The 18,397-nt window shown below is 68.9% G+C and carries 18 protein-coding genes; 8 read left to right on the forward strand and 10 right to left on the reverse strand.

Annotated features, from left to right (window positions below):
• Positions 1–608: 608 nt before the first annotated feature.
• From AC3WRR_RS19045 to AC3WRR_RS19060, 4 genes are all read left to right on the forward strand, one after another.
• On the forward strand, positions 609–812 hold the full coding sequence (locus AC3WRR_RS19045) for a cold-shock protein (protein ID WP_010810931.1): 204 nt from the start codon (positions 609–611) through the stop codon (positions 810–812).
• Between the two features lie 228 nt (positions 813–1,040).
• Positions 1,041–1,910 carry a presqualene diphosphate synthase HpnD gene (hpnD, locus tag AC3WRR_RS19050; protein ID WP_492297820.1) on the forward strand — a complete coding sequence of 290 codons (870 nt, stop codon included), beginning with the start codon at positions 1,041–1,043 and terminating at the stop codon, positions 1,908–1,910.
• Between the two features lie 59 nt (positions 1,911–1,969).
• Positions 1,970–3,988, forward strand: coding sequence for a squalene--hopene cyclase (gene shc, locus AC3WRR_RS19055; protein WP_492297822.1), 2,019 nt, complete (start codon positions 1,970–1,972; stop codon positions 3,986–3,988).
• Positions 3,985–4,671, forward strand: a complete 687-nt coding sequence (locus tag AC3WRR_RS19060) for a phosphorylase (RefSeq protein WP_010810928.1) — start codon at positions 3,985–3,987, stop codon at positions 4,669–4,671. The genes shc and AC3WRR_RS19060 overlap by 4 nt, the downstream gene beginning before the upstream one ends.
• Before the next feature lie 43 nt (positions 4,672–4,714).
• Here the strand turns inward: AC3WRR_RS19060 and AC3WRR_RS19065 are convergent, their stop codons facing one another.
• Positions 4,715–5,971, reverse strand: coding sequence for an Hsp70 family protein (locus AC3WRR_RS19065; protein ID WP_492297824.1), 1,257 nt, complete (start codon positions 5,969–5,971; stop codon positions 4,715–4,717).
• Positions 5,972–6,144: 173 nt separating this feature from the next.
• On the opposite strand from AC3WRR_RS19065, the gene AC3WRR_RS19070 reads away from it, so the two are divergent.
• Both AC3WRR_RS19070 and AC3WRR_RS19075 read left to right on the forward strand, forming a co-directional pair.
• Positions 6,145–7,344, forward strand: a complete 1,200-nt coding sequence (locus AC3WRR_RS19070) for a CaiB/BaiF CoA transferase family protein (RefSeq protein ID WP_492297826.1) — start codon at positions 6,145–6,147, stop codon at positions 7,342–7,344.
• Entirely contained in the window at positions 7,341–8,216 is an 876-nt protein-coding gene (locus AC3WRR_RS19075) for a citryl-CoA lyase (protein ID WP_010810925.1), read from the forward strand. The genes AC3WRR_RS19070 and AC3WRR_RS19075 overlap by 4 nt, the downstream gene beginning before the upstream one ends.
• Positions 8,217–8,221: 5 nt before the next feature.
• Here the strand turns inward: AC3WRR_RS19075 and AC3WRR_RS19080 are convergent, their stop codons facing one another.
• The gene (locus tag AC3WRR_RS19080; protein ID WP_492297844.1) at positions 8,222–9,475 is read right to left on the reverse strand and encodes a GGDEF domain-containing protein; all 1,254 of its coding nucleotides are present in this window, start codon (positions 9,473–9,475) and stop codon (positions 8,222–8,224) included.
• Positions 9,476–9,687: 212 nt separating this feature from the next.
• Positions 9,688–10,437 (reverse strand): IclR family transcriptional regulator, encoded by a 750-nt coding sequence (locus AC3WRR_RS19085; protein WP_011617719.1) that lies wholly within the window; start codon positions 10,435–10,437, stop codon positions 9,688–9,690.
• Between the two features lie 447 nt (positions 10,438–10,884).
• Between AC3WRR_RS19085 and AC3WRR_RS19090 the strand changes: the two genes are divergently transcribed.
• A complete protein-coding gene (locus AC3WRR_RS19090) occupies positions 10,885–11,118 on the forward strand; it encodes a hypothetical protein (protein WP_010810922.1) in 234 nt (77 codons plus the stop codon).
• Positions 11,119–11,279: 161 nt separating this feature from the next.
• Positions 11,280–11,648, forward strand: a complete 369-nt coding sequence (locus tag AC3WRR_RS19095; protein WP_010810921.1) for a helix-turn-helix domain-containing protein — start codon at positions 11,280–11,282, stop codon at positions 11,646–11,648.
• 2 nt (positions 11,649–11,650) lie between these two features.
• Here AC3WRR_RS19095 and AC3WRR_RS19100 read toward each other — a convergent pair whose 3' ends face one another.
• The 7 genes from AC3WRR_RS19100 to soxC form a co-directional block, all read right to left on the reverse strand.
• On the reverse strand, positions 11,651–12,421 hold the full coding sequence (locus AC3WRR_RS19100) for a class I SAM-dependent methyltransferase (RefSeq protein ID WP_492294121.1): 771 nt from the start codon (positions 12,419–12,421) through the stop codon (positions 11,651–11,653).
• 67 nt (positions 12,422–12,488) lie between these two features.
• Complete coding sequence (locus AC3WRR_RS19105) at positions 12,489–13,370, reverse strand: ABC transporter permease (RefSeq protein WP_492297828.1); 882 nt, start codon at positions 13,368–13,370, stop codon at positions 12,489–12,491.
• A 16-nt stretch (positions 13,371–13,386) separates the two neighbouring features.
• Positions 13,387–14,223: an ABC transporter ATP-binding protein gene (locus AC3WRR_RS19110; protein ID WP_439672125.1), complete on the reverse strand. Its 837-nt coding sequence runs from the start codon at positions 14,221–14,223 to the stop codon at positions 13,387–13,389.
• 2 nt (positions 14,224–14,225) lie between these two features.
• Entirely contained in the window at positions 14,226–15,236 is a 1,011-nt protein-coding gene (locus AC3WRR_RS19115) for an ABC transporter substrate-binding protein (protein WP_010810917.1), read from the reverse strand.
• Positions 15,237–15,316: 80 nt separating this feature from the next.
• A complete protein-coding gene (locus AC3WRR_RS19120) occupies positions 15,317–16,246 on the reverse strand; it encodes a TauD/TfdA dioxygenase family protein (RefSeq protein ID WP_492297831.1) in 930 nt (309 codons plus the stop codon).
• 151 nt (positions 16,247–16,397) lie between these two features.
• On the reverse strand, positions 16,398–16,985 hold the full coding sequence (locus AC3WRR_RS19125; protein WP_439669375.1) for a c-type cytochrome: 588 nt from the start codon (positions 16,983–16,985) through the stop codon (positions 16,398–16,400).
• The gene (gene soxC / locus AC3WRR_RS19130) at positions 16,972–18,213 is read right to left on the reverse strand and encodes a sulfite dehydrogenase (protein WP_492297833.1); all 1,242 of its coding nucleotides are present in this window, start codon (positions 18,211–18,213) and stop codon (positions 16,972–16,974) included. Before soxC ends, AC3WRR_RS19125 begins: the two co-directional genes overlap by 14 nt.
• Positions 18,214–18,397 lie beyond the last annotated feature (184 nt).

Raw genomic sequence — 18,397 nt, forward strand, 5'->3', positions numbered from 1 at the left:
TGAAACGCCATGATGGATTCCCCGTTCCGAGCTTTTATGTATGGGCCCGCATACAGTGGGCGCGCTCATGTATGTCTGTGCACGACGCGAGCGCGGCCACCGGCCTGGCCTTTATTGTCAGCATAATGATATATCCGGGCCGCGCCGGCTTCCCCCGAACGCGGTAGGGATTGGGTGCCGTAAGAATTTGTAAAAAAGATGGCACGCCCATGCACCGGACGACCGCCATTATGCACGGCGGTGTGGCATCGCGCTCGCTGGCGGTGCACGCACAACCAAACCCGCGATAAAAAAATCAGGGAATTCACTGAACTGAAGCTGAAGTAGAAAACGCTAATATCTCCTATCGGAACCTCTCATCATGATTAGGCGCTTAGCCTGATTGACACGCCGGGAAAATTCGGCAGAATGATTCCCACTTGTGCAGCGCCCATGCGGTGTGTCTTTTGGTGTTGTCGTTCCGTGACGTTTTCGGTTGTCACGACAGCGACATATCGAAGTCATATGGAATGCGCTGGCGGGGAACATAAAAAGGATCCGCTGGGTGCGTTGCACACGGTGTATAACGAGCGTTTTCGCTCATTTTGAAATTCAAGGTTGAGATAGATATGGAAACCGGTACCGTTAAGTGGTTCAACGACGCCAAGGGCTTCGGCTTCATCACGCCGGATGAAGGCGGCAACGATCTGTTCGCGCACTTCTCCGCAATCGAAGGCAATGGCTTCAAGTCGTTGAAGGAAGGCCAGAAGGTACGCTACGTCAAGGCCATGGGCCAGAAGGGCGAGCAAGCCACCAAGATTCAGGCCCTCTGATACCGGTGGATTCCGGGCCGGTCCAGCGGACCGGCCGGAAGGAAAGCCCCGCAGCTTCGGCGCGGGGCTTTTTTTATTGGCGCGCCGGCACCGGGGCCGCCGCTGCGGCAGTCTTGCGACGAGTGAAATTGCTATAATCTGCCGACCCACAACCGCCCTCCCGCCAGTGGGCGCGCACGGATGCTGCGCGATCAGTGCGGGACGGTATGCAGCGTGTCGAGGAGTTACGTGGCCGGTACTCAAATCGCAACGCAAGACACCCCTGTCGCCGCCGACCATGGCAGCCAGGCGGGCCCGGCGGCCTCGGCCGGCAGTTCCTTCCATGCCGCGCTGCGCATCCTGCCGCCAGCGCAGCGCCAGGCCATGTTCGAGATCTATGCGTTCTGCCGCGCGGTCGACGACATCGCCGACGGCAACGCACCGCACGCCGAGCGCCTTGCCGCACTCGATGCCTGGCGCCACGACATCGCCGCCTGCTACACCGGCAACCCGCCTCGCGCCCTGCAGCCGCTGAGCGCGCAGATCCGCGCCTTCGACCTGCAGCAGCAGGATTTCCTCGCCGTGATCGACGGCATGACCATGGACGTGGTGCAGGACATCCGCGCCCCCGACGCGGCCACCCTCGACCTGTATTGCGATCGCGTCGCCAGCGCTGTCGGCCGGCTGGCGGTGCGCGTGTTCGGCCTGGAAGAAGCGTGCGGCATCGCGCTCGCGCGCCACCTGGGCCGCGCACTGCAGCTGACCAATATCCTGCGCGATATCGACGAAGACGCTGCCATCGGCCGGCTCTACCTGCCGGCGGAAGCGCTGGCCGCGGCCGGCATCGGCGCGGACACGCCCCAGGCCGTGGTGGCCCACCCCGCCGTCGGCCAGGCCTGCGCGGCCGTGGCGCGCGAGGCCCAGGCGCACTACGACCAGGCCTACGCCATCATGGCGCGCTGCCCGTCGCGGCAGGTGCGCTCGCCGCGCATCATGGCCGAGGTCTACCACCGCATCCTGGCGCGGCTGCGCACGCAGGGCTGGCGCGCGCCGCGCCAGCGCGTGCGCCTGCCGCGCGCCCAATTGCTCTGGATCTTGCTGCGCCACGCCATTGGCTGAGCGCTGCCCCCGATGCATGCCGGGCGCGGCCGCGCCGTGCGCCGGCACAAGGAGTCTGCATGTCGATGAACGAGACCGCCTTTGCCACGGCAGTGCCACGGATCGCGCCGGCCAGCGCGGGGGACAGCCCCGCGCCGCGCGACGCCGCGCAGGCATTGGACCAGGGCATCGGCCGCGCGATCGACGCGCTGCTGCACCAGCAGCGCCCCGACGGCCACTGGGTCTACGAACTGGAAGCCGACGCCACCATTCCCGCCGAATACGTGCTGATGGTGCACTACCTCGGCGAAGCCCCGGACCTGGAGCTTGAAGCCCGCCTGGCCCGCTACCTGCGCCGCATCCAGAATCCCGATGGCGGCTGGCCGCTGTTCCATGAAGGCCGCTCCGACGTCAGCGCCAGCGTAAAGGCCTATTTCGCGCTGAAGATGGCCGGCGACGACCCCCAGGCCGCGCATATGCAGCGCGCGCGCCGGGCCGTCCACGCGCTGGGCGGCGCCGAGGCCAGCAATGTATTCACGCGCACGCTGCTGGCCCTGTACGGCGTGATGCCATGGTCGGCGGTGCCGATGATGCCGGTCGAGATCATGCTGCTGCCGCAGTGGTTTCCGTTCCACCTGTCCAAGGTCTCGTACTGGGCGCGCACGGTGATCGTGCCGCTGCTGGTGCTGAACAGCCTGCGCCCGCAGGCGCGCAACCCGCGCGGGGTCGGCATCAATGAGCTGTTCGTCGGCAACTGCCATACGGTGGGGCTGCCGCCGCGCGCGGCGCACCAGCACGCCGGCTGGTACACGGTGTTCCGCGGCCTGGACGCGCTGCTGCGCGTGGCCGAGCCGCTCGTCCCGCGCACGCTGCGCCGGCGCGCCATTGCCGCGGCGCAGGCCTTCGTGCGCGAGCGGCTCAACGGCGAGGACGGCCTGGGCGCCATCTTCCCGGCAATGGCCAACAGCGTGATGATGTTCGACGTGCTGGGCGTGCCGCCCGACGATCCGGCACGCGCGCTGGCGCGGCAATCCGTCGAGCGGCTGCTGGTCGAGCACGGCGACGAAGCCTATTGCCAGCCCTGCCTGTCGCCGGTGTGGGATACCGCGCTGGCCGCGCACGCGCTGCTGGAAACCGGCGAGGCGCGCGCGACGGCCGCGGCCGGGCGCGGCCTGGACTGGCTCAGGCCGCTGCAAGTGCTGGACGTGCGCGGCGACTGGGCCGTGCGCCGCCCCCTGGTGCGCCCCGGCGGCTGGGCCTTCCAGTACGCCAATGCCTATTACCCGGACGTGGACGACACCGCCGTGGTGGCCGCCGCGATGAACCGCTACATGCGCGCGCACGATGTGCCGGGCCGCTATGACGAAGCCGTGGCGCGCGCCGCCGAGTGGATCGTCGGCATGCAGGGCGGCGACGGCGGCTGGGGCGCGTTCGAGCCCGAGAACACGCATCTCTACCTGAACAACATCCCCTTTGCCGACCATGGCGCGCTGCTGGACCCGCCCACCGCGGACGTATCCGCGCGCTGCCTGTCGATGCTGTGCCAGATCGGCGCCACGCCGGGCAAGAGCGAACCCGCCGCGCGCGCCCTGCGCTACCTGCTGGCCGAGCAGATGCCCGACGGCAGCTGGTTTGGCCGCTGGGGCACCAACTATATCTATGGCACCTGGAGCGCGCTGTGCGCGCTGAACGCAACGGGCCTGGCACCGGAAGCCCCCGAGATGCGCCGCGCCGTGGCGTGGCTCGAGCAGATCCAGAACGCCGACGGCGGCTGGGGCGAGGACGGCAGCAGCTACCGGCTCGACTACCGCGGCTACGAGCCCGCGCCGAGCGTGGCCTCGCAGACCGCGTGGGCGCTGCTGGCGCTGATGGCAGCCGGCGCCGCGCAGCATGCCGCGGTGGCGCGCGGCATCGACTACCTGCTGCGCACGCAGCAATCCGGCGGCCTGTGGCATGAGCCGCGCTTCACCGCCGTGGGCTTTCCGCGCGTGTTCTACCTGCGCTATCACGGCTATGCACGCTACTTCCCGCTGTGGGCGCTGGCGCGCTACCGCAACCTGCAGCGCGGCGGCGCGCACCAGGTGCCGTGGGGGCTGTGACGGCACCGTTCGTGCTGGTCGTCACCGGCATGGCGTTCGAGGCGCGCACCGCCGCCGGTCCGCATTGCCGCGTGGTGCACGGCCTGCGCGGACTTGCACTGGAACAAGGCGTTTCCGCGATGGCAAGCCGGCACTGCATGGGCATCCTCAGCTTTGGCGTGGCGGGCGGGCTGGATCCCGCGCTGGCGCCGGGCGCCCTCGTGCTGGCGGACTCGGTATGCGCGGCCGGCGAACGCTACGACACCGACATGACCTGGACCCGGGCGATGCACGCGGCGCTGCCGCATGCCAGGGTCGGGATACTTGCCGGCGCGGACCAGCCGGTGCTTTCGGTTGCCGCCAAGCAGATGCTGCACCGGGCCACGGGGGCGCTCTGCGTCGACATGGAATCGCACCTCGCCGCGCGCATGGCGGCGGCTTGCCGGCTGCCGTTCGCGGCCTGCCGCGTGGTGATCGACCCGGCCAGCCGCGCGGTTCCGGCTGCCGCGGCGGCAGGCATGGGTGAAGACGGCAAGACGGATGTCGGCGCGGTGCTGGGCGGGCTCTTGCGCGCGCCGTGGGAACTGCCGGCGCTGATGCGGCTGGCGCGCGATGCGGCGGCCGCGCGCGGCGCGCTGCGGGCGGCACGGCTGGCGCTGGGGGACGAATACGGCTTGCGCGATATGCGGACGCAGGCCGGCTGACGTCTGAGCTGGCCGCTGGGCTGCTCAGACGCCAGCCTGCCCCTCACCCAAACTTCCTCACCGCATCCAGCGCCAGCCCGCTGCCGATGCTGCCGAACCGGTCCCCTTCCACGCAACGCGCTTGCGGCAACAGCGCCGCCAGCCGCTGCCGCAGCAGCGGCACGCTGCTGGAGCCGCCGGTGAAAAAGATGGTATCGACCGCGGCGCCATCGACGCCGGCATCCATCAGCAGCTTCTGCACGGTCTGCTCGGTCTTCACCACCAGCTTGTCGATCGACGCATCGAACTCGTCGCGCGTGATGGTCAGCGTCAGCCCCTGCTCCAGCCGGTGCAGGTCCACGTCGGTGCTGCCGGCGTCGGACAAGGCGATCTTGGCGGCTTCCACCTGGATCGCCAGCCAGTGCCCGGCGCGCTCGCGGATCAGCCGCACCAGGCGGTCGAGCTTCACCGTATCGGCCGCGTCGCGGTAGTTGTCCATCACCATCGACCACGCCTTGCGCGTATAGACCAGGTTGATGGTGTGCCAGCTGGCCAGGTCGAAATACTGGCTGGACGGCATCGCCTTGCCGTTGCGCAGCGCGCTGCCCAGGCCCAGCAGCGGCATTGCACGCGCCAGGCTGAGCGCGCGGTCGAAATCAGTGCCGCCGATATGCACGCCGCCATTGGCCAGGATGTCGTCGCGCCGGTCGCTGCGCGCGGCGCGCTCGGGCGACAGGCGCACCAGCGAGAAGTCCGAGGTGCCGCCGCCGATGTCGGCCACCAGCACCAGTTCCTCACGCGTGATCCGGGCCTCATAGTCGAAGGCCGCGGCGATCGGCTCGTACTGGAACGCGATCTCGCCGAAACCCGCGTCGCGCGCGATCTCGGCCAGGGTGTCTTCGGCGAGCTGGTCGGCGGCCGGGTTCTCGTCGATGAAGAACACCGGGCGGCCCAGCACCGCACGCGAGAATTCCGCGCCGGCGGCCTGCTCGGCACGCGTCTTCAGCTCGCGGATGAAGTGCGCCAGCAGCTTGCGGAACGGCATCGCCTGGCCCATCACCTCGGTGCTGTCGTCCATCATCGAGGTGCCAAGCAGGCTCTTGAGCGAACGCATCAGCCGGCCTTCATAGCCGGCCAGGTAATCGCCCAGCGCGGCGCGGCCATAGCTGACCAGCGGATCCTCCGCGTGGAAGAAGATCACCGAGGGCAACGTCACCCTGCCGTCCTCCAGCGGCAGCAGCGCCGCCGGCCGCGCCGGATGGCTCCAGCCGACCGTTGAGTTGGACGTGCCGAAGTCCAGGCCGCATGCGTTTGACATCATTGATTCCGTTTCCTGCAAGACACCACTAAAAAAGGCCCGCGCGCCAGCGGGCCGCGCGGACGGGGCGCCATTGTATGGCAGGTGCCGGCCAGGCGCCCGGCTTGACACGCCCAAACGCGGCTCCTATCCTCCGCATGTTCTCTGTTAAAGATCGTCATTCTGTTGTACAGAACATGAAAAAGCCACTGCGCCATATCCGCGTGCTCGACCTGACCAATGTGCTGGCCGGGCCGTTCTGCTGCCACCAGCTTGCCCACCTGGGCGCCGAAGTCATCAAGGTGGAAACCCCCGGCACCGGCGACCTGGCCCGGCAGCTGGGCGCCGATGCCGAGCTGAACCAGCGCCTGATGGGCGTGTCGTTCCTGGCCCAGAACCCAGGCAAGCAGTCGGTCACGCTCAACCTGAAGCACGCGCGCGGCAAGGAGGTGTTCCGCAAGCTGGTGCAAAGCGCCGACGTGCTGGTGGAGAACTTCCGCCCCGGCGTGATGGACCGGCTCGGGCTGGGCTACGAGACCCTGAAGCAGGACAACCCGCGCCTGATCTACTGCGCGATCTCGGGCTTTGGCCAGGACGGGCCGCTGGCCGGGCTGCCGGCCTATGACCAGATCATCCAGGGCATGGCCGGCGTGATGAGCATTACCGGCGATGCGCAGAGCGCACCGTTGCGGGTCGGCTATCCGGTCTCGGACACCATCGGCGGGCTGACCGCGGCGCTGGCGGTGTCGGCGGCGCTGGCGGACCACCAGCGCACCGAAGGCTATTTCGTCGACGTATCGATGCTGGAAGCCACGTTGGCCACCATGGGCTGGGTGGTATCCAACCACCTGATCGCCGGCAAGGTGCCGGCGCCGATGGGCAACGAGAACATGACCGCCAGCCCTTCCGGCACTTTCCGCACCGCGGACGGGCTGCTCAATATCGCCGCCAACAAGCAGGAACAGTTTGAAGCCGTGTGCCGCGTGCTGGGCCGCCGCGAGCTGGCCGCCGATCCGCGCTTCGCGCAGCGCCAGGCGCGCCTGGCCAACCGGGGCGAACTGACACAGGCGCTGGAAGCAGAGCTGGCGAAGAAGCCGGCCACCGAATGGTGGCCGCTGCTGACCGAGGCCGGCGTGCCCGCCGGCCCGGTGCTGGACGTGCCACAGACGCTGGCGCATCCGCAGGTGCGCGAGCGCGGCATGATCGGCGAGTTTGCCGATGCGCCCGGCGTGGGCCGCGATATCCGCGTGGTGCGCACCGGCTTCAAGCTCAACCGCGAGGCCCCGGCCGTGGACACGCCGCCGCCGGAGCTGGGCCAGCATACGCGGCAGGTGCTGGCCAGCCTGGGCTACAGCGATGCGGACATCGACCAACTGAGCGAGGAGCGCGCGATATGAGCGGCATCGAAACCAGCGGCCAGCCCCGGGATGACGCCATGGACCCGGGCCAGCGCCTGTCGCAGGACTGGTGGCGCACCGGCATCATCGACATGCGCCCGGGCGAGATCCGCTACCGCGGCTACCCGATCGAACAACTGATCGGCCGGGTCTCGTTTGCGCAGATGATCTGGCTGATGCTGCGCGGCGAGCTGCCCGGCCCCGGGCAGGGCGAGCTGCTGGACGCGGCGCTGATGGCCGCGGTCGACCACGGCCCGCAGGCGCCCAGCATTGCCATCGCGCGCATGGCGGCCACCTGCGGCGTGGGGCTGAACAACGCCATGGCTTCCGCCGTCAACGTGCTGGGCGACGTGCATGGCGGCGCCGGCGAACAGGCGGTGGCGCTGTACCAGGACGTGGCGCAGCGGCTGGATGCGGGCGGCGCCATGGACGACGCCGTCACCGCCGCGCTGCGGCACTACCGCGACCTGCACGGCAAGTTCATTGCCGGCTTTGGCCACCGTTTCCACCCGGTCGACCCGCGTGCGCCACGGCTGCTGGCGCTGGTCGACCAGGCCGCGGCCGATGGCGTGGTCAGCGGGCGCTACGCGGGGATCGCGCGCGCGGTCGAGGCGGCGCTGGGTGCCGGCCGCGGCAAGCCCATCCCGATGAATATCGATGGCGCCACCGCGGTGATCTATGCCGAGCTGGGCTTTGCCGCACCGCTGGCGCGGGGGCTGTTCTGCCTGTCGCGCTCGGTCGGCATCCTGGCGCATGCCTGGGAGCAGACCTGCGAGGGCGGGCGCAACAAGGGCCCGATGCCGCGCCAGTTCCTGTGGACCTATGACGGTACGCCGCAGCGCGACGTGCCGGAGCCTGGCCGGCAGGCATAACCGGGTCAGCCGGCCAGTTCGGGCTCTGGCTCCAGCAGCGGCGCGGGCGATGCGCTCGCGGCCGCCGGCGCCGCCATGGACGAGGCCAGCACATAGCGGTCGCGCCCATGTTCCTTGGCGTGGTAGAGGGCGCGGTCGGCATCGGCAAACAACAGGCGCCACAGCGCTTCCTTGCTGCCCGGGCCGCCGCGCAGCTGCGCCACGCCAATGCTGACGCTGGCATGGCCGCGCCCGGCGGGCAGTTCAATCGCGCGCACCTTGCGCAGGATCCGGTTGGCCAGCGCCGAGGCCTGCTGCTCGTCGGTATGCGGGCACAGGATGCAGAACTCTTCGCCACCGTAGCGCCCGGCCACATCCGAGGCGCGGCGCGAGTTGTCCAGCGCATGCGCGACTTCGCGCAGCACGGCGTCGCCAGCGTGATGGCCGAAGGTATCGTTGACCTGCTTGAAATAATCGATGTCGATCACCAGGCAGGACAGCGCCTGCCCGTCGCGCTGCCAGCGCGCCACCAGCGACAGTGCCGACATCTCCAGCGCCCCGCGGTTGAGCAGCCCGGTCAGGGCATCCACGCGCGCGCCGCTTTCGTTGTGCGCGACGATCTGCTCCATCGCCATCACGGTGAAGCCGAACAGGCCCAGCAGCGTGGCCATCAGCGGCGCCAGCAGCCAGGCCGAACCGGCCGGGCCGGCAAAGAACAGCGTCAGCGGCGCGGCGCCCGCACCGCCCGCCACGGGCAGGTTCATGGCATGGCTGAAGCCGGCCAGCTGCGTGGCCAGATGCACCAGGCTGGCCACCAGCACCAGCGGCGCGCCGATGCTGCGGCGCCCGCGCCCGGCACGCGCCAGCGTGGCAAAGGTGGCCAGCGAGACCAGCGCCAGCAGGCCGTAGACGATGCGCAGCACCACCTGCTGCCCGTCGGGCATGCCGCTGGTGGCCGCGGTCAGGCCAAGCCCGATCACGCCCGCGGCGGCCAGCGCCGCGGGATGGGCCGGCACGCCGTAATAGACCCGCACGCCGCGGTAGATCAGCAACCAGCCAGCCACGAACGCCAACGCTCCCAGCGTGCCCAGCTGGCCGGTGCCGCTGGCCGCGCTGATGGCCAGCGCCAGGCCCGCGGCCGACACCAGTACGTGCCCGAACGCCCACAGCCGCCCCGCCTCGCTCGCGCGCAGCGCGAACACCAGCCCCGCCGCAATAATCAGCGTGCTGCAAAAAAACACCATCATCACCACCGCAATGGTCTGCTGGTCCAGGTGCACGGGGATTTCCTCAAGGATGCCGTCTGCCGCGCCGTCATATCGAGCGGCGGGCATCAGGCCACAGGGGCGCGACGCAGGCATCTCTCGCACTTGTTTTCACAAAATGTGACATGCGTTGTTTTCAATGCCAGCCGCATGATAGCCCGCGCATGCAGGCGCGTGGCACCCCCGACAAGCCGGGTCGGGCCGGCTGCACACGCAAGCCCGGCGGCTCAGCCCGCGGAGGCATTGTCCGCAATGCTGTCCGGAAAGGTGCCGCCCAGCGCCTGGGTCAGCGCGCGCGCCGCATGCAGCACATCGACGCGGAAGTCTTCACGGTAGCGCGAGGCCGGGCAGGTCAGCGTCAGCGCGCCGCACAGCACATCGCCGGGACCGAATACCGGCGCCGACACCCCGGCAAGATCGGGGCTGCGGTCGCCCACCAGTGCCGCCACGCCCTCGTGCCGGATGCGCTCGTAGAGCGTGCCGGACTCGCCGGCAAAGGCGCGCAGCACGCGCGCGCCGGCGCCCCGGTCGCGCGGCAGCAGTTCGCCGGCGCGGACATGGTCTCGCACCGGCTGCGGCGAATCGACGCGGTACAGGCACAGCCGGTGCTCGCCCTGCTCGACATGGAAGGCCGCGCTTTCACGCGTGATGCGCACCAGCTCGCGCAGCGCCGGCATCACCACCGCCTCCAATGAGAACGACGCGGCGTAGACGGCATTGAGCCGCGCCACCTCGGGGCCCAGGCCATAGCGCCCGTCGGACTGGCGCCGCACCAGCCCGGCGTGCTCAAGCGAGGCCAGCAAGCGCAGCAGCGTGCTCTTGTACAGGCCGCTGCGTTGCGCCAGCTCGGCCAGCCCCAGCGCGGTATCGCCGAGACGGAACACCGACAGCACGAACAGCGCCCGGTCCACGGCGATGGCGCCGCCCGCGGCGGCGTGCTTGTCGGCTTCTGAAACCTGTGCGGCTTTGCGTGGCATGGCGGACGGCGGCGATCCTGGCTGGACCGGATGACGGAACGATGCGCCAACGTATAGAACGCACCCCGGCTTGTCAATCCGCCCTGCTCCGTGTCAATGACCCGGCACACGTGCGGCGAGCTCGCGCAACAGATGCCGCATGCGTCCACGTATCCGCCCGGCGCGCTGGCGTTTTTCTGCAACACCGTGGCCGGCCTCTGCCGCCGCCCGGGCCACTGCCAAAGCGCCTTCGCCGCCCCCTCGGCTACCGCATGCGCCACATTGCTTGCGCGTACTCGCCACTCCCGGCTTTGCAAGCGGAATTAGAGGGAAAGTTACCTGCTTTTGATTCAGCAGCCGCTGCACGGGGTGGATAAAATCATGTGTTGCTGACCTTCGCGCAATCCCTGCGCTGCTTTCCGTACCCTCGCTGCAATGTCTCACCGCCGTGCTTTTCCCGACCCTGGTATGACCGTTCCCGCTCTCTCGCTTGGCGCCATCCTGGATGACCTGCGTAGTGCCCCGCGCCCGCTGACTTCCGCGGAGTACACATACCTGGCCCACCTGCGGCAGCGTATCGTCACCGGCGACGCAGACCTGTGGACCACGCTCGAGACCGCGGGCGTGCCATGCAGGGAACGCCGCCTGTCGCCCGAGGTGGTGCAGGCACTGACCGCGATCGGCCATTTGCCAATGCACTGAGCCCGGCGCACGCCACCCCACATTGCAGAAATTTCCCCGGATCATTTCGGAAAACCGCACCCTCCAGCCTGCCTGCGTCCCGCTACGATCGATTTCCTTTCGATTCGCCGGGCACCGTGCTTTCAGTCAACTGCCAAGCATGCCCCGGCCACGGCCCAGCCATGGCTTACCCATCCAGCAACCGGCGCGTCAGCTTCCTGTCGTTGCGCGCCTATGTCGCAGTGATGCAGCACCGTGATGCCGTCCGCGCCGCGCAAGCGCTGCGCATCCATCCGCAACGGCTGTACTACCACATCCGCGGCCTCGAGGCCGCGCTCGGCAAGCCGCTGTTCAGCACTTGCAGCCCGGACTGGCTGCCGACATCCACGGGCGTGACCGCACTGCCCAAGGTCGTCGCCATGCTGGCCATCTGGGACCAGATCGAGGCGGGCATCCGTGCCAGCCAGCCTGCCGCGGCGGCCCGGGAAGCCGAGCCCGGCGCCATTGCGCGCTACGGCGCCGCATTCTGGGTGCGGCAGGCGACGATGTAGCGTCAGGCCAGCCGTTCGCAGCAATAGGCCTCGGTGCGATAAGGGAAGGCAACCTCGGCACGGCCCGCCAGCGCGGGATGCCCGTCGATGACCGCCTGCAGCCGTGCGCGCACGCGGGCCTGCTCCGCCGCCGGCAGCGCGGCAATGAAGCTCACCGACATCACCCGGTCCACGATCACCTGCTGCGGCGCCCCCACATGCGTGTAGGGCAGGCACTGCAGCGCCAGCGGCCCAAAGCCCTCGGCGGGAAAGACCCGCTTCCAGTCACCCCTGTAGAAACGCGGCGCGTCGCCTTCATACGGCGTCATGATGGCTGTCAGCTGCGCCACCCAGTCCACGCTTTCATCGCGCACGTTCCATACCAACCCGAGCCGGCCGCCAGGGCGCAGCACGCGGCCGATTTCCGCCATCGCGCCCGCATTGGCAAACCAGTGGAAGGCCTGCGCGCAGACCACGGCATCGACGCTGGCATCGGCCAGCGGAATGGCCTCGGCACTGCCTTCCAGCGCCTGTACCGACGGCAGCGCCACGGCCAGCTGAGCGCGCATCTGCGCCACCGGTTCGACTGCGATCACCGTCGTGCCGGTCTCCGCCAGCCGGCGCGTGAACTTGCCGGTGCCAGCGCCCAGGTCCAGCACGGTGCGGCCGGCGCGCAGACCCAGCGTGCCGCGCAGCCAGGCGTCGATTTCAGCGGGATATTCGGGGCGTCCGCGCGCGTAGGTATCGGCCTGGCTGGCGAATCCCTGTGCGGCGGCCTGGTGGATGGCGGTCATGGGCGGGCTCCGGTTGCGTACCGGAGGCGTAGCCTACGCCCCATGCCGGCACGGGGCAAGCGGGCGGCTACTGCTGCATGCCCCAGCGGCGCACCGTCAGCCGTTCCAGCGTGGTGAACACCAGTCCCTCCACCAGCAGTCCGATCAGAATCACCGCGGCCAGCCCTGCAAAAACGCGGTCGGTGTAGAGCTCATTGCGGTTCTGGAAGATAAACCAGCCCAGCCCGCCCTGCCCCGACGACGCGCCGAACACCAGCTCGGCCGCGATCAGCGTGCGCCACGCAAAGGCCCAGCCGATCTTCAGGCCCGACAGGATCGCCGGCAGCGCCGCCGGCACCAGCACCAGCGCGACATAGCGCAGCCCGCGCAGGCCGTAGTTGCGGCCCGCCATGCGCAGCGTCGGCGGCACCGCCCGGAAGCCCGCGTACATGTTCAGCGCCAGCGGCCACAGCACCGAATGGACCAGCACGAAGACCAGGCTTTTGGTGCCCAGCCCGAACCACAGCAGCGCCAGCGGCAATAGCGCGATCGCCGGCAGCGGATTGAACATGGCGGTGAGCGTGTCCAGCACATCGCGCCCGAAGCGCGTGGACACCGCCAGCGAGGTCAGCACGAACGCCAGCACGATGCCGGCCGCATAGCCGCGCAGCAGCACCGACAGCGAAATCGCCGCCTTGCCCGGCAGCTCGCCGCTGGCCACCGCGTCGCCGAAGGCGCGCATCGTGGCCAGGCATGACGGCAGCAGCAGGTCGTTGTCCTGCACGCGCGCCACCAGCTCCCAGATCAGCCCCAGCGCCAGCAGGATCACCGCCTTGCGCAGCCAGCCGTGTTGCCACAGGCGCTGGTGCCACGGCAGCGCGCGCGCAAGCGGGGCTTCGGTGAAGGGTTCAGGCTCGCGTTCGTATTCGGGCCGAAGCGTGTTGGCCAGTGTCAGTGTCGGTTGCGTCATGATGCGATGTCCCGGTTCAGCGGCCCGCCGCGCTGCGCGCACGCGGCGCGGCCTCGGCGGCGGGCTCGTCGAACAGCAAGGTATGGATGCGTTGCGCGGCGGCCTGGAATTCGGCGCCGCCCTGGCTGGCCAGGCTGAACTGGTGGCTGTTGAGTTCCGCGCGCACGCGGCCCGGGTGCGGCGACAGCAGCAGGATGCGGCTGCCCACCACCAGCGCCTCTTCGATCGAATGCGTGACAAACAGCAGCGTGAAGGCCGCGTCGTCCCACAGCGCCAGCAGCTCTTCCTGCATGCGCCGGCGCGTGAGCGCGTCCAGCGCGGCAAAGGGCTCGTCCATCAGCAGCACCTTGGGGCGCATCGCCAGCGCGCGCGCGATCGCCACGCGCTGCTTCATGCCGCCCGACAGCGTATGCGGATAGGCATCGGCAAAACCGGCCAGCCCCACCTTGTCCAGGCTGTCCAGCGCCAGCTCGCGCGCCTCCGCCCGCGACAGCTTGCGCGCCTGCCGCAGCGGGAACATCACGTTCTGCGCCACCGTCTGCCACGGCGGCAGCTGGTCGAACTCCTGGAACACCACGATGCGGTCCGGGCCGGGCTGCAGCACACGCCGGCCTTCAAGCCGGATCTCGCCCTCGCTGGGCGGAACGAACCCGGCAACCGCCTTCAGCAGCGTGGACTTGCCGCAGCCGGACGGGCCCAGCAGCACGAAGCGGTCGCCGGCATGCACGTCGAAGCTGACACGATGGGTGGCGCGCACGATGCGCTCGGGCGTCCGGTATTCCAGCGACACGCCATCGACCTGCAGCAACGGCGTGGCGCGCTCCGACACCACGCGCAGGTTATGGGTGGCCATGCTCAGCTCCCCTGCGCGGTGACCGGGTCCTGGAAGAAGTAGTCCTGCCAGGACTTGGGCTGGTTGCGGATCGCGCCAACGCGGTGCATGAAAGCGGCCAGCGCAAAGGTGTTCTGCGGCGCCACGCGGAACTGCACCTGCGGATTCTTCAGCACGCGCAGCAGCAGCGCGCGGTCGGTTTTGGCCTTGCTCTGCCGCAGGTAGATGTCGGCGGCCGCTTCCGGATTGGCGGTGGCGAAGGCCGCGGCCTCGGCCAGCGCATCGACGAAGGCGCGATAGGTCTTGGGGTTGTCGCTGCGGAACTTCTCGGTCGCGTACAGCACCGTGGAAGAACTCGGACCGCCCAGCACGTCATACGAATTCAGCACGATACGCGCGTTGGGGTTGCCCGCCAGTTCCTGCTCCTGGAACGGCGGATTGCCGAAGTGGCCGGTGATCTCGGTGCCGCCGGAAATGATCGCCGCGGCGGCATCCGGGTGCGGCACCGCCACGGTCCACTTGTCGAGGCGGTTGTATTCCTTGTCGCCCCATTGCCTGGCCGCAGCCAGTTGCAGCACGCGCGACTGCACCGAAACGCCCACCGCCGGCAGCGCGATGCGGTCCTTCTCGGTGAAGTCGGCAATCGACTTCACCTTGGGGTTGTTGCTGACCAGGTAGTACGGGAAGTTGCCCAGCGATGCCACGCCCCGCACGTTCTGCTTGCCGTGGGTGCGGTCCCACAGCGTCAGCAGCGGGCCCACGCCGGCGCCGGCGATATCGATGGCACCGGACAGCAGCGCGTCATTGACCGCGGCGCCGCCCGACAGTTGCGTCCATTCGACCTTGATGTCGACACCCTGCTGCTTGCCGTGCTTTTCAATCAGCTGCTGGTCGCGCGCCACGTTGAGCAGCAGGTAGACCACGCCAAACTGCTCGGCGATGCGCAGCTTGCCTTCGGCGTGCGCGTTGCCGGTGATGGCCAGGCCGGCGCTCAGCGCCAGCAGGCCGAGCTTGCGGGAAAAACGAGAAAACATGACAGAACTCCGGGGAATACAGTGGATTGGCGCTCGCCGCTGCGAGCGCCCTGGGATGACTTGCGACACCGTTGCCGCCTTCAGCGCGGCACGTCGCCTTCGATGGTGGTGCGGTACATCACGCGCCGCTGTTCCGGCGGACAGCCCGCGGCAAGATGCAGCAGCGAGCGGTTGTCCCAGAACACCAGGTCATGTGGCTGCCACTGGTGGCGGTAGATGTGGGCGGGCTTGACGCTGTGCGCGAACAACTGGTCCAGCAGGTCGCGGCTTTCCTGCTCGGGCAGGCCGACGATGCGGGTGGTGAAGTGCTCGCTGACAAAGAGCGCCTTGCGCCCTGTCTCCGGATGGGTGCGCACCACCGGCTGCAGCACCGGCCTGACCTGCGCGATCTGCTCCGGCGTCAGGTCGGGCCGCCACGGGCTGCGCTGCTGCAACTCGGCATAGCGCGCCAGGTAGGTGTGCTCGGCGTGCAGGCCATCGACGGCGCGTTGCAGCGCCGACGGCAGCGTGTCCCAGGCCAGATGCATGTTGGCGAACAGCGTGTCGCCGCCTTCGGCGGGCAGCTCGCGCGCATGCAGCAGCGAACCGAGGCTGGGCTTTTCCTTGTACGACAGGTCCGAATGCCAGAAGTGGCCGGCATCGCCGAGCCCGATCGGCTTGCCGTTCTCGACCACGTTGGACACCACCAGCACTTCCGCATGGCCCGGCAGCTGGAACTGGTGCAGCACGTGGATCTGCAACGGCCCGAAGCGGCGGCTGAAATCGATCTGCTGCACGGGCGTGATCTGCTGGTCGCGGAACACCACCACGTGGTAGTCGAGGTGGGCGCGATGGATGCGGACAAAATCCGCGTCGGACAGCGGCTGCGACAAGTCGAGTCCGATCACTTCCGCGCCCAGCGGCGCGTCCAGCGGACGGATCTCGAAGTTGCCCGCGTCTGCTGACAATGCGGTGGAAAGCGGCGCGCTCTGCTGGCGCGAAACACTGGCGTGGGCGGTTGCGGTCGTCATGGCAAGCTCTGGCACGGGGGAAACCGATACGGCATCCGGGATGCCGCGTACAAGCTTGCACTGTAGAGAGCCGGCCATTGCACCGTCAACGAATCATATTGCTGGCCCTTATCCGCTTATCGCATATCCATGTCTCGACATTTGCCAGCCATCAGGGCTTGCCGGGGCAAGCGCTGCGGCACGGCACGTTGGCCGTATCCGGGCGCGCGTCGGCGACAAAGCCATCGCGGTTCGGCATCTTCACCTGCGGCAGCGTGCGCGCGTCCAGCACCGCATCCGCGGGCAGGATGCCGTTCTTGTGCAGCAGCCACGCGGTGACGGCATAGACCTCGTCCGGTGCCAGGCTCTGCGGCGCGTTGTAGGGCATGGCACGGTTGATGAAGTCGAATACCGTGGTCGCATAAGGCCAGAAGCTGCCGATGGTCTTGACCGGGTCCTTGCCCCTGGCGGCGTCCTTCAGCGTGCCCTGCCCGCCCACCAGCGCATCCGCCGGCTTGCCTTCGCCATTGACGCCGTGACATGCGGCACAGTGCTGCGCATAGACCTGCTGGCCACGCGCGACCGTGCCGCTGCCCGGCGGCAGGCCCGTGCCGTCCGGGGTCACGTCGATATTCCACGCGGCAAGGTCGCGCTCGCTGGCGGGGCGGCCTATGCCGTAGGTCTGCGCAAGGACCGTTTGGGCCGCGCAAGCCAGCGCCAGCGCGGCGGCAGCACCACTGATTCGTTCAAGCGCGCGCATTGGCAATACTCCCGTCCGCGGCCACGCGCCAGCGCTGGATCGCGTTGTAGTGATAGGTGGAAGCCACGCCGCGCGCGGCCACCAACTGGTCCGGCGTGGGCTGGACGTTGCCGGCTTCGTCGATAGCGCGGCTCTCCAGCGAAGCTGGCCCGCCATCCCAGCGCCACGGCAGGCGGAAGCGCACCAGCGCGCGGTCCAGCACCGGCTCCTGCAACTGCGCCTCGCGCCAGCTGCGGCCACCGTCGACCGACACCTCGACGCGGCGGATGCGCCCATGGCCCGACCACGCCAGGCCCGAGATCTCATAGAACCCGCGCTCACGCAGTCTGTGATCCGGCGCGGGGAAGGTGATCACGGACTTCACGTCCATCAGGAAGGTGAACTGCCGCGCGCTGCCGTCGGGCAAGGAGTCCGTGTACTTCGACGTCTCTTCGCGCGACATGAACGGCGCGCGCCCCAGCTTCAGGCGCCGCAGCCACTTGATGGACATGTTGCCCTCATAGCCCGGCAGGAACAGCCGCAGCGGATAGCCATGCTCGGGCCGCAGCATCTCGCCGTTCTGCGCATAGACCAGCACTGCATCTTCCAGCGCCTTGGCCAGCGGCACGCTGCGCGTCATGGCTGCGCCATCGGCGCCTTCGGCCAGCACCCAGGCCGCATCCGGCGCCACGCCGACTTCCTCGAGCACCACGGACAACGGCACGCCGGTCCACTCACAGCAAGACAGCAGACCGTGGCTGATCTGCACGGACTTGGCGCCGGGCGCCTTCCACTCGCGTCCGGTGTTGCCCGAGCACTCCAGGAAATGGATGCGCGATACCGACGGCAGGCGCACCAGGTCGTCCATGGTGAAGATGCGCGGGCGCGCCACCAGCCCGTGCACCGCCAGCCGGTGCTGCGCCGGGTCGATCAGCGGGATGCCGGCGTGATGGCGCTCGAACACCAGCCCGGTCGGCGTGATGATGCCGCGCAGATCCTGCAGCGGCGTCATCGACGAGTTGGCGCCGGGAAGCGGCGCCGCGCTGCGGCTGCGCCGCACCACGTCTTTCTCGAACGGGGACGGCTGGCCGTAGGCATGCCACAGCACGGGCTCGCCCGGCGTGCGCGTCCACGGCGCAACCGTCAGGGGCTCAGCGCGCGCCGCAGTGGCGGCGCCGGCCGCGGCGGCGCCCAGCACCGCCCCGCGCTGCAGGAAGCGCCGGCGGCCGGAAGTCAGGTCATTGCTCATCGTGAGGGCGTGGTCAGTCTGGTAGCGATCAAAATGCGCAGACTGTAGGACAGCACCGGCACTCGGCCAACGAAGAAGAATGCATGCCGATATGCCAACGCCGCGCTGCGCGCCATATGCGCGGGGCCGATAACCAAAGCCGGAATCATTCGTTCAGGTCCGCGCGCCGCGCCGCTTATCGTGG

Source organism: Cupriavidus sp. FW305-3-2-15-C-LB2 (assembly GCF_058787575.1).

Excerpts from the sequence above, each read along its gene's own strand:
- AC3WRR_RS19045 (WP_010810931.1), top strand. The coding sequence starts at position 609 with ATGGAAACCGGTACCGTTAAGTGGTTCAACGACGCCAAGGGCTTCGGC.
- shc (WP_492297822.1), top strand. The coding sequence starts at position 1,970 with ATGTCGATGAACGAGACCGCCTTTGCCACGGCAGTGCCACGGATCGCG.
- AC3WRR_RS19065 (WP_492297824.1), bottom strand. The coding sequence starts at position 5,971 with ATGATGTCAAACGCATGCGGCCTGGACTTCGGCACGTCCAACTCAACG.
- AC3WRR_RS19070 (WP_492297826.1), top strand. The coding sequence starts at position 6,145 with ATGAAAAAGCCACTGCGCCATATCCGCGTGCTCGACCTGACCAATGTG.
- AC3WRR_RS19075 (WP_010810925.1), top strand. The coding sequence starts at position 7,341 with ATGAGCGGCATCGAAACCAGCGGCCAGCCCCGGGATGACGCCATGGAC.
- AC3WRR_RS19085 (WP_011617719.1), bottom strand. The coding sequence starts at position 10,437 with ATGCCACGCAAAGCCGCACAGGTTTCAGAAGCCGACAAGCACGCCGCC.
- AC3WRR_RS19090 (WP_010810922.1), top strand. The coding sequence starts at position 10,885 with ATGACCGTTCCCGCTCTCTCGCTTGGCGCCATCCTGGATGACCTGCGT.
- AC3WRR_RS19095 (WP_010810921.1), top strand. The coding sequence starts at position 11,280 with ATGGCTTACCCATCCAGCAACCGGCGCGTCAGCTTCCTGTCGTTGCGC.
- AC3WRR_RS19100 (WP_492294121.1), bottom strand. The coding sequence starts at position 12,421 with ATGACCGCCATCCACCAGGCCGCCGCACAGGGATTCGCCAGCCAGGCC.
- AC3WRR_RS19105 (WP_492297828.1), bottom strand. The coding sequence starts at position 13,370 with ATGACGCAACCGACACTGACACTGGCCAACACGCTTCGGCCCGAATAC.
- AC3WRR_RS19110 (WP_439672125.1), bottom strand. The coding sequence starts at position 14,223 with ATGGCCACCCATAACCTGCGCGTGGTGTCGGAGCGCGCCACGCCGTTG.
- AC3WRR_RS19115 (WP_010810917.1), bottom strand. The coding sequence starts at position 15,236 with ATGTTTTCTCGTTTTTCCCGCAAGCTCGGCCTGCTGGCGCTGAGCGCC.
- AC3WRR_RS19120 (WP_492297831.1), bottom strand. The coding sequence starts at position 16,246 with ATGACGACCGCAACCGCCCACGCCAGTGTTTCGCGCCAGCAGAGCGCG.
- AC3WRR_RS19125 (WP_439669375.1), bottom strand. The coding sequence starts at position 16,985 with ATGCGCGCGCTTGAACGAATCAGTGGTGCTGCCGCCGCGCTGGCGCTG.
- soxC (WP_492297833.1), bottom strand. The coding sequence starts at position 18,213 with ATGAGCAATGACCTGACTTCCGGCCGCCGGCGCTTCCTGCAGCGCGGG.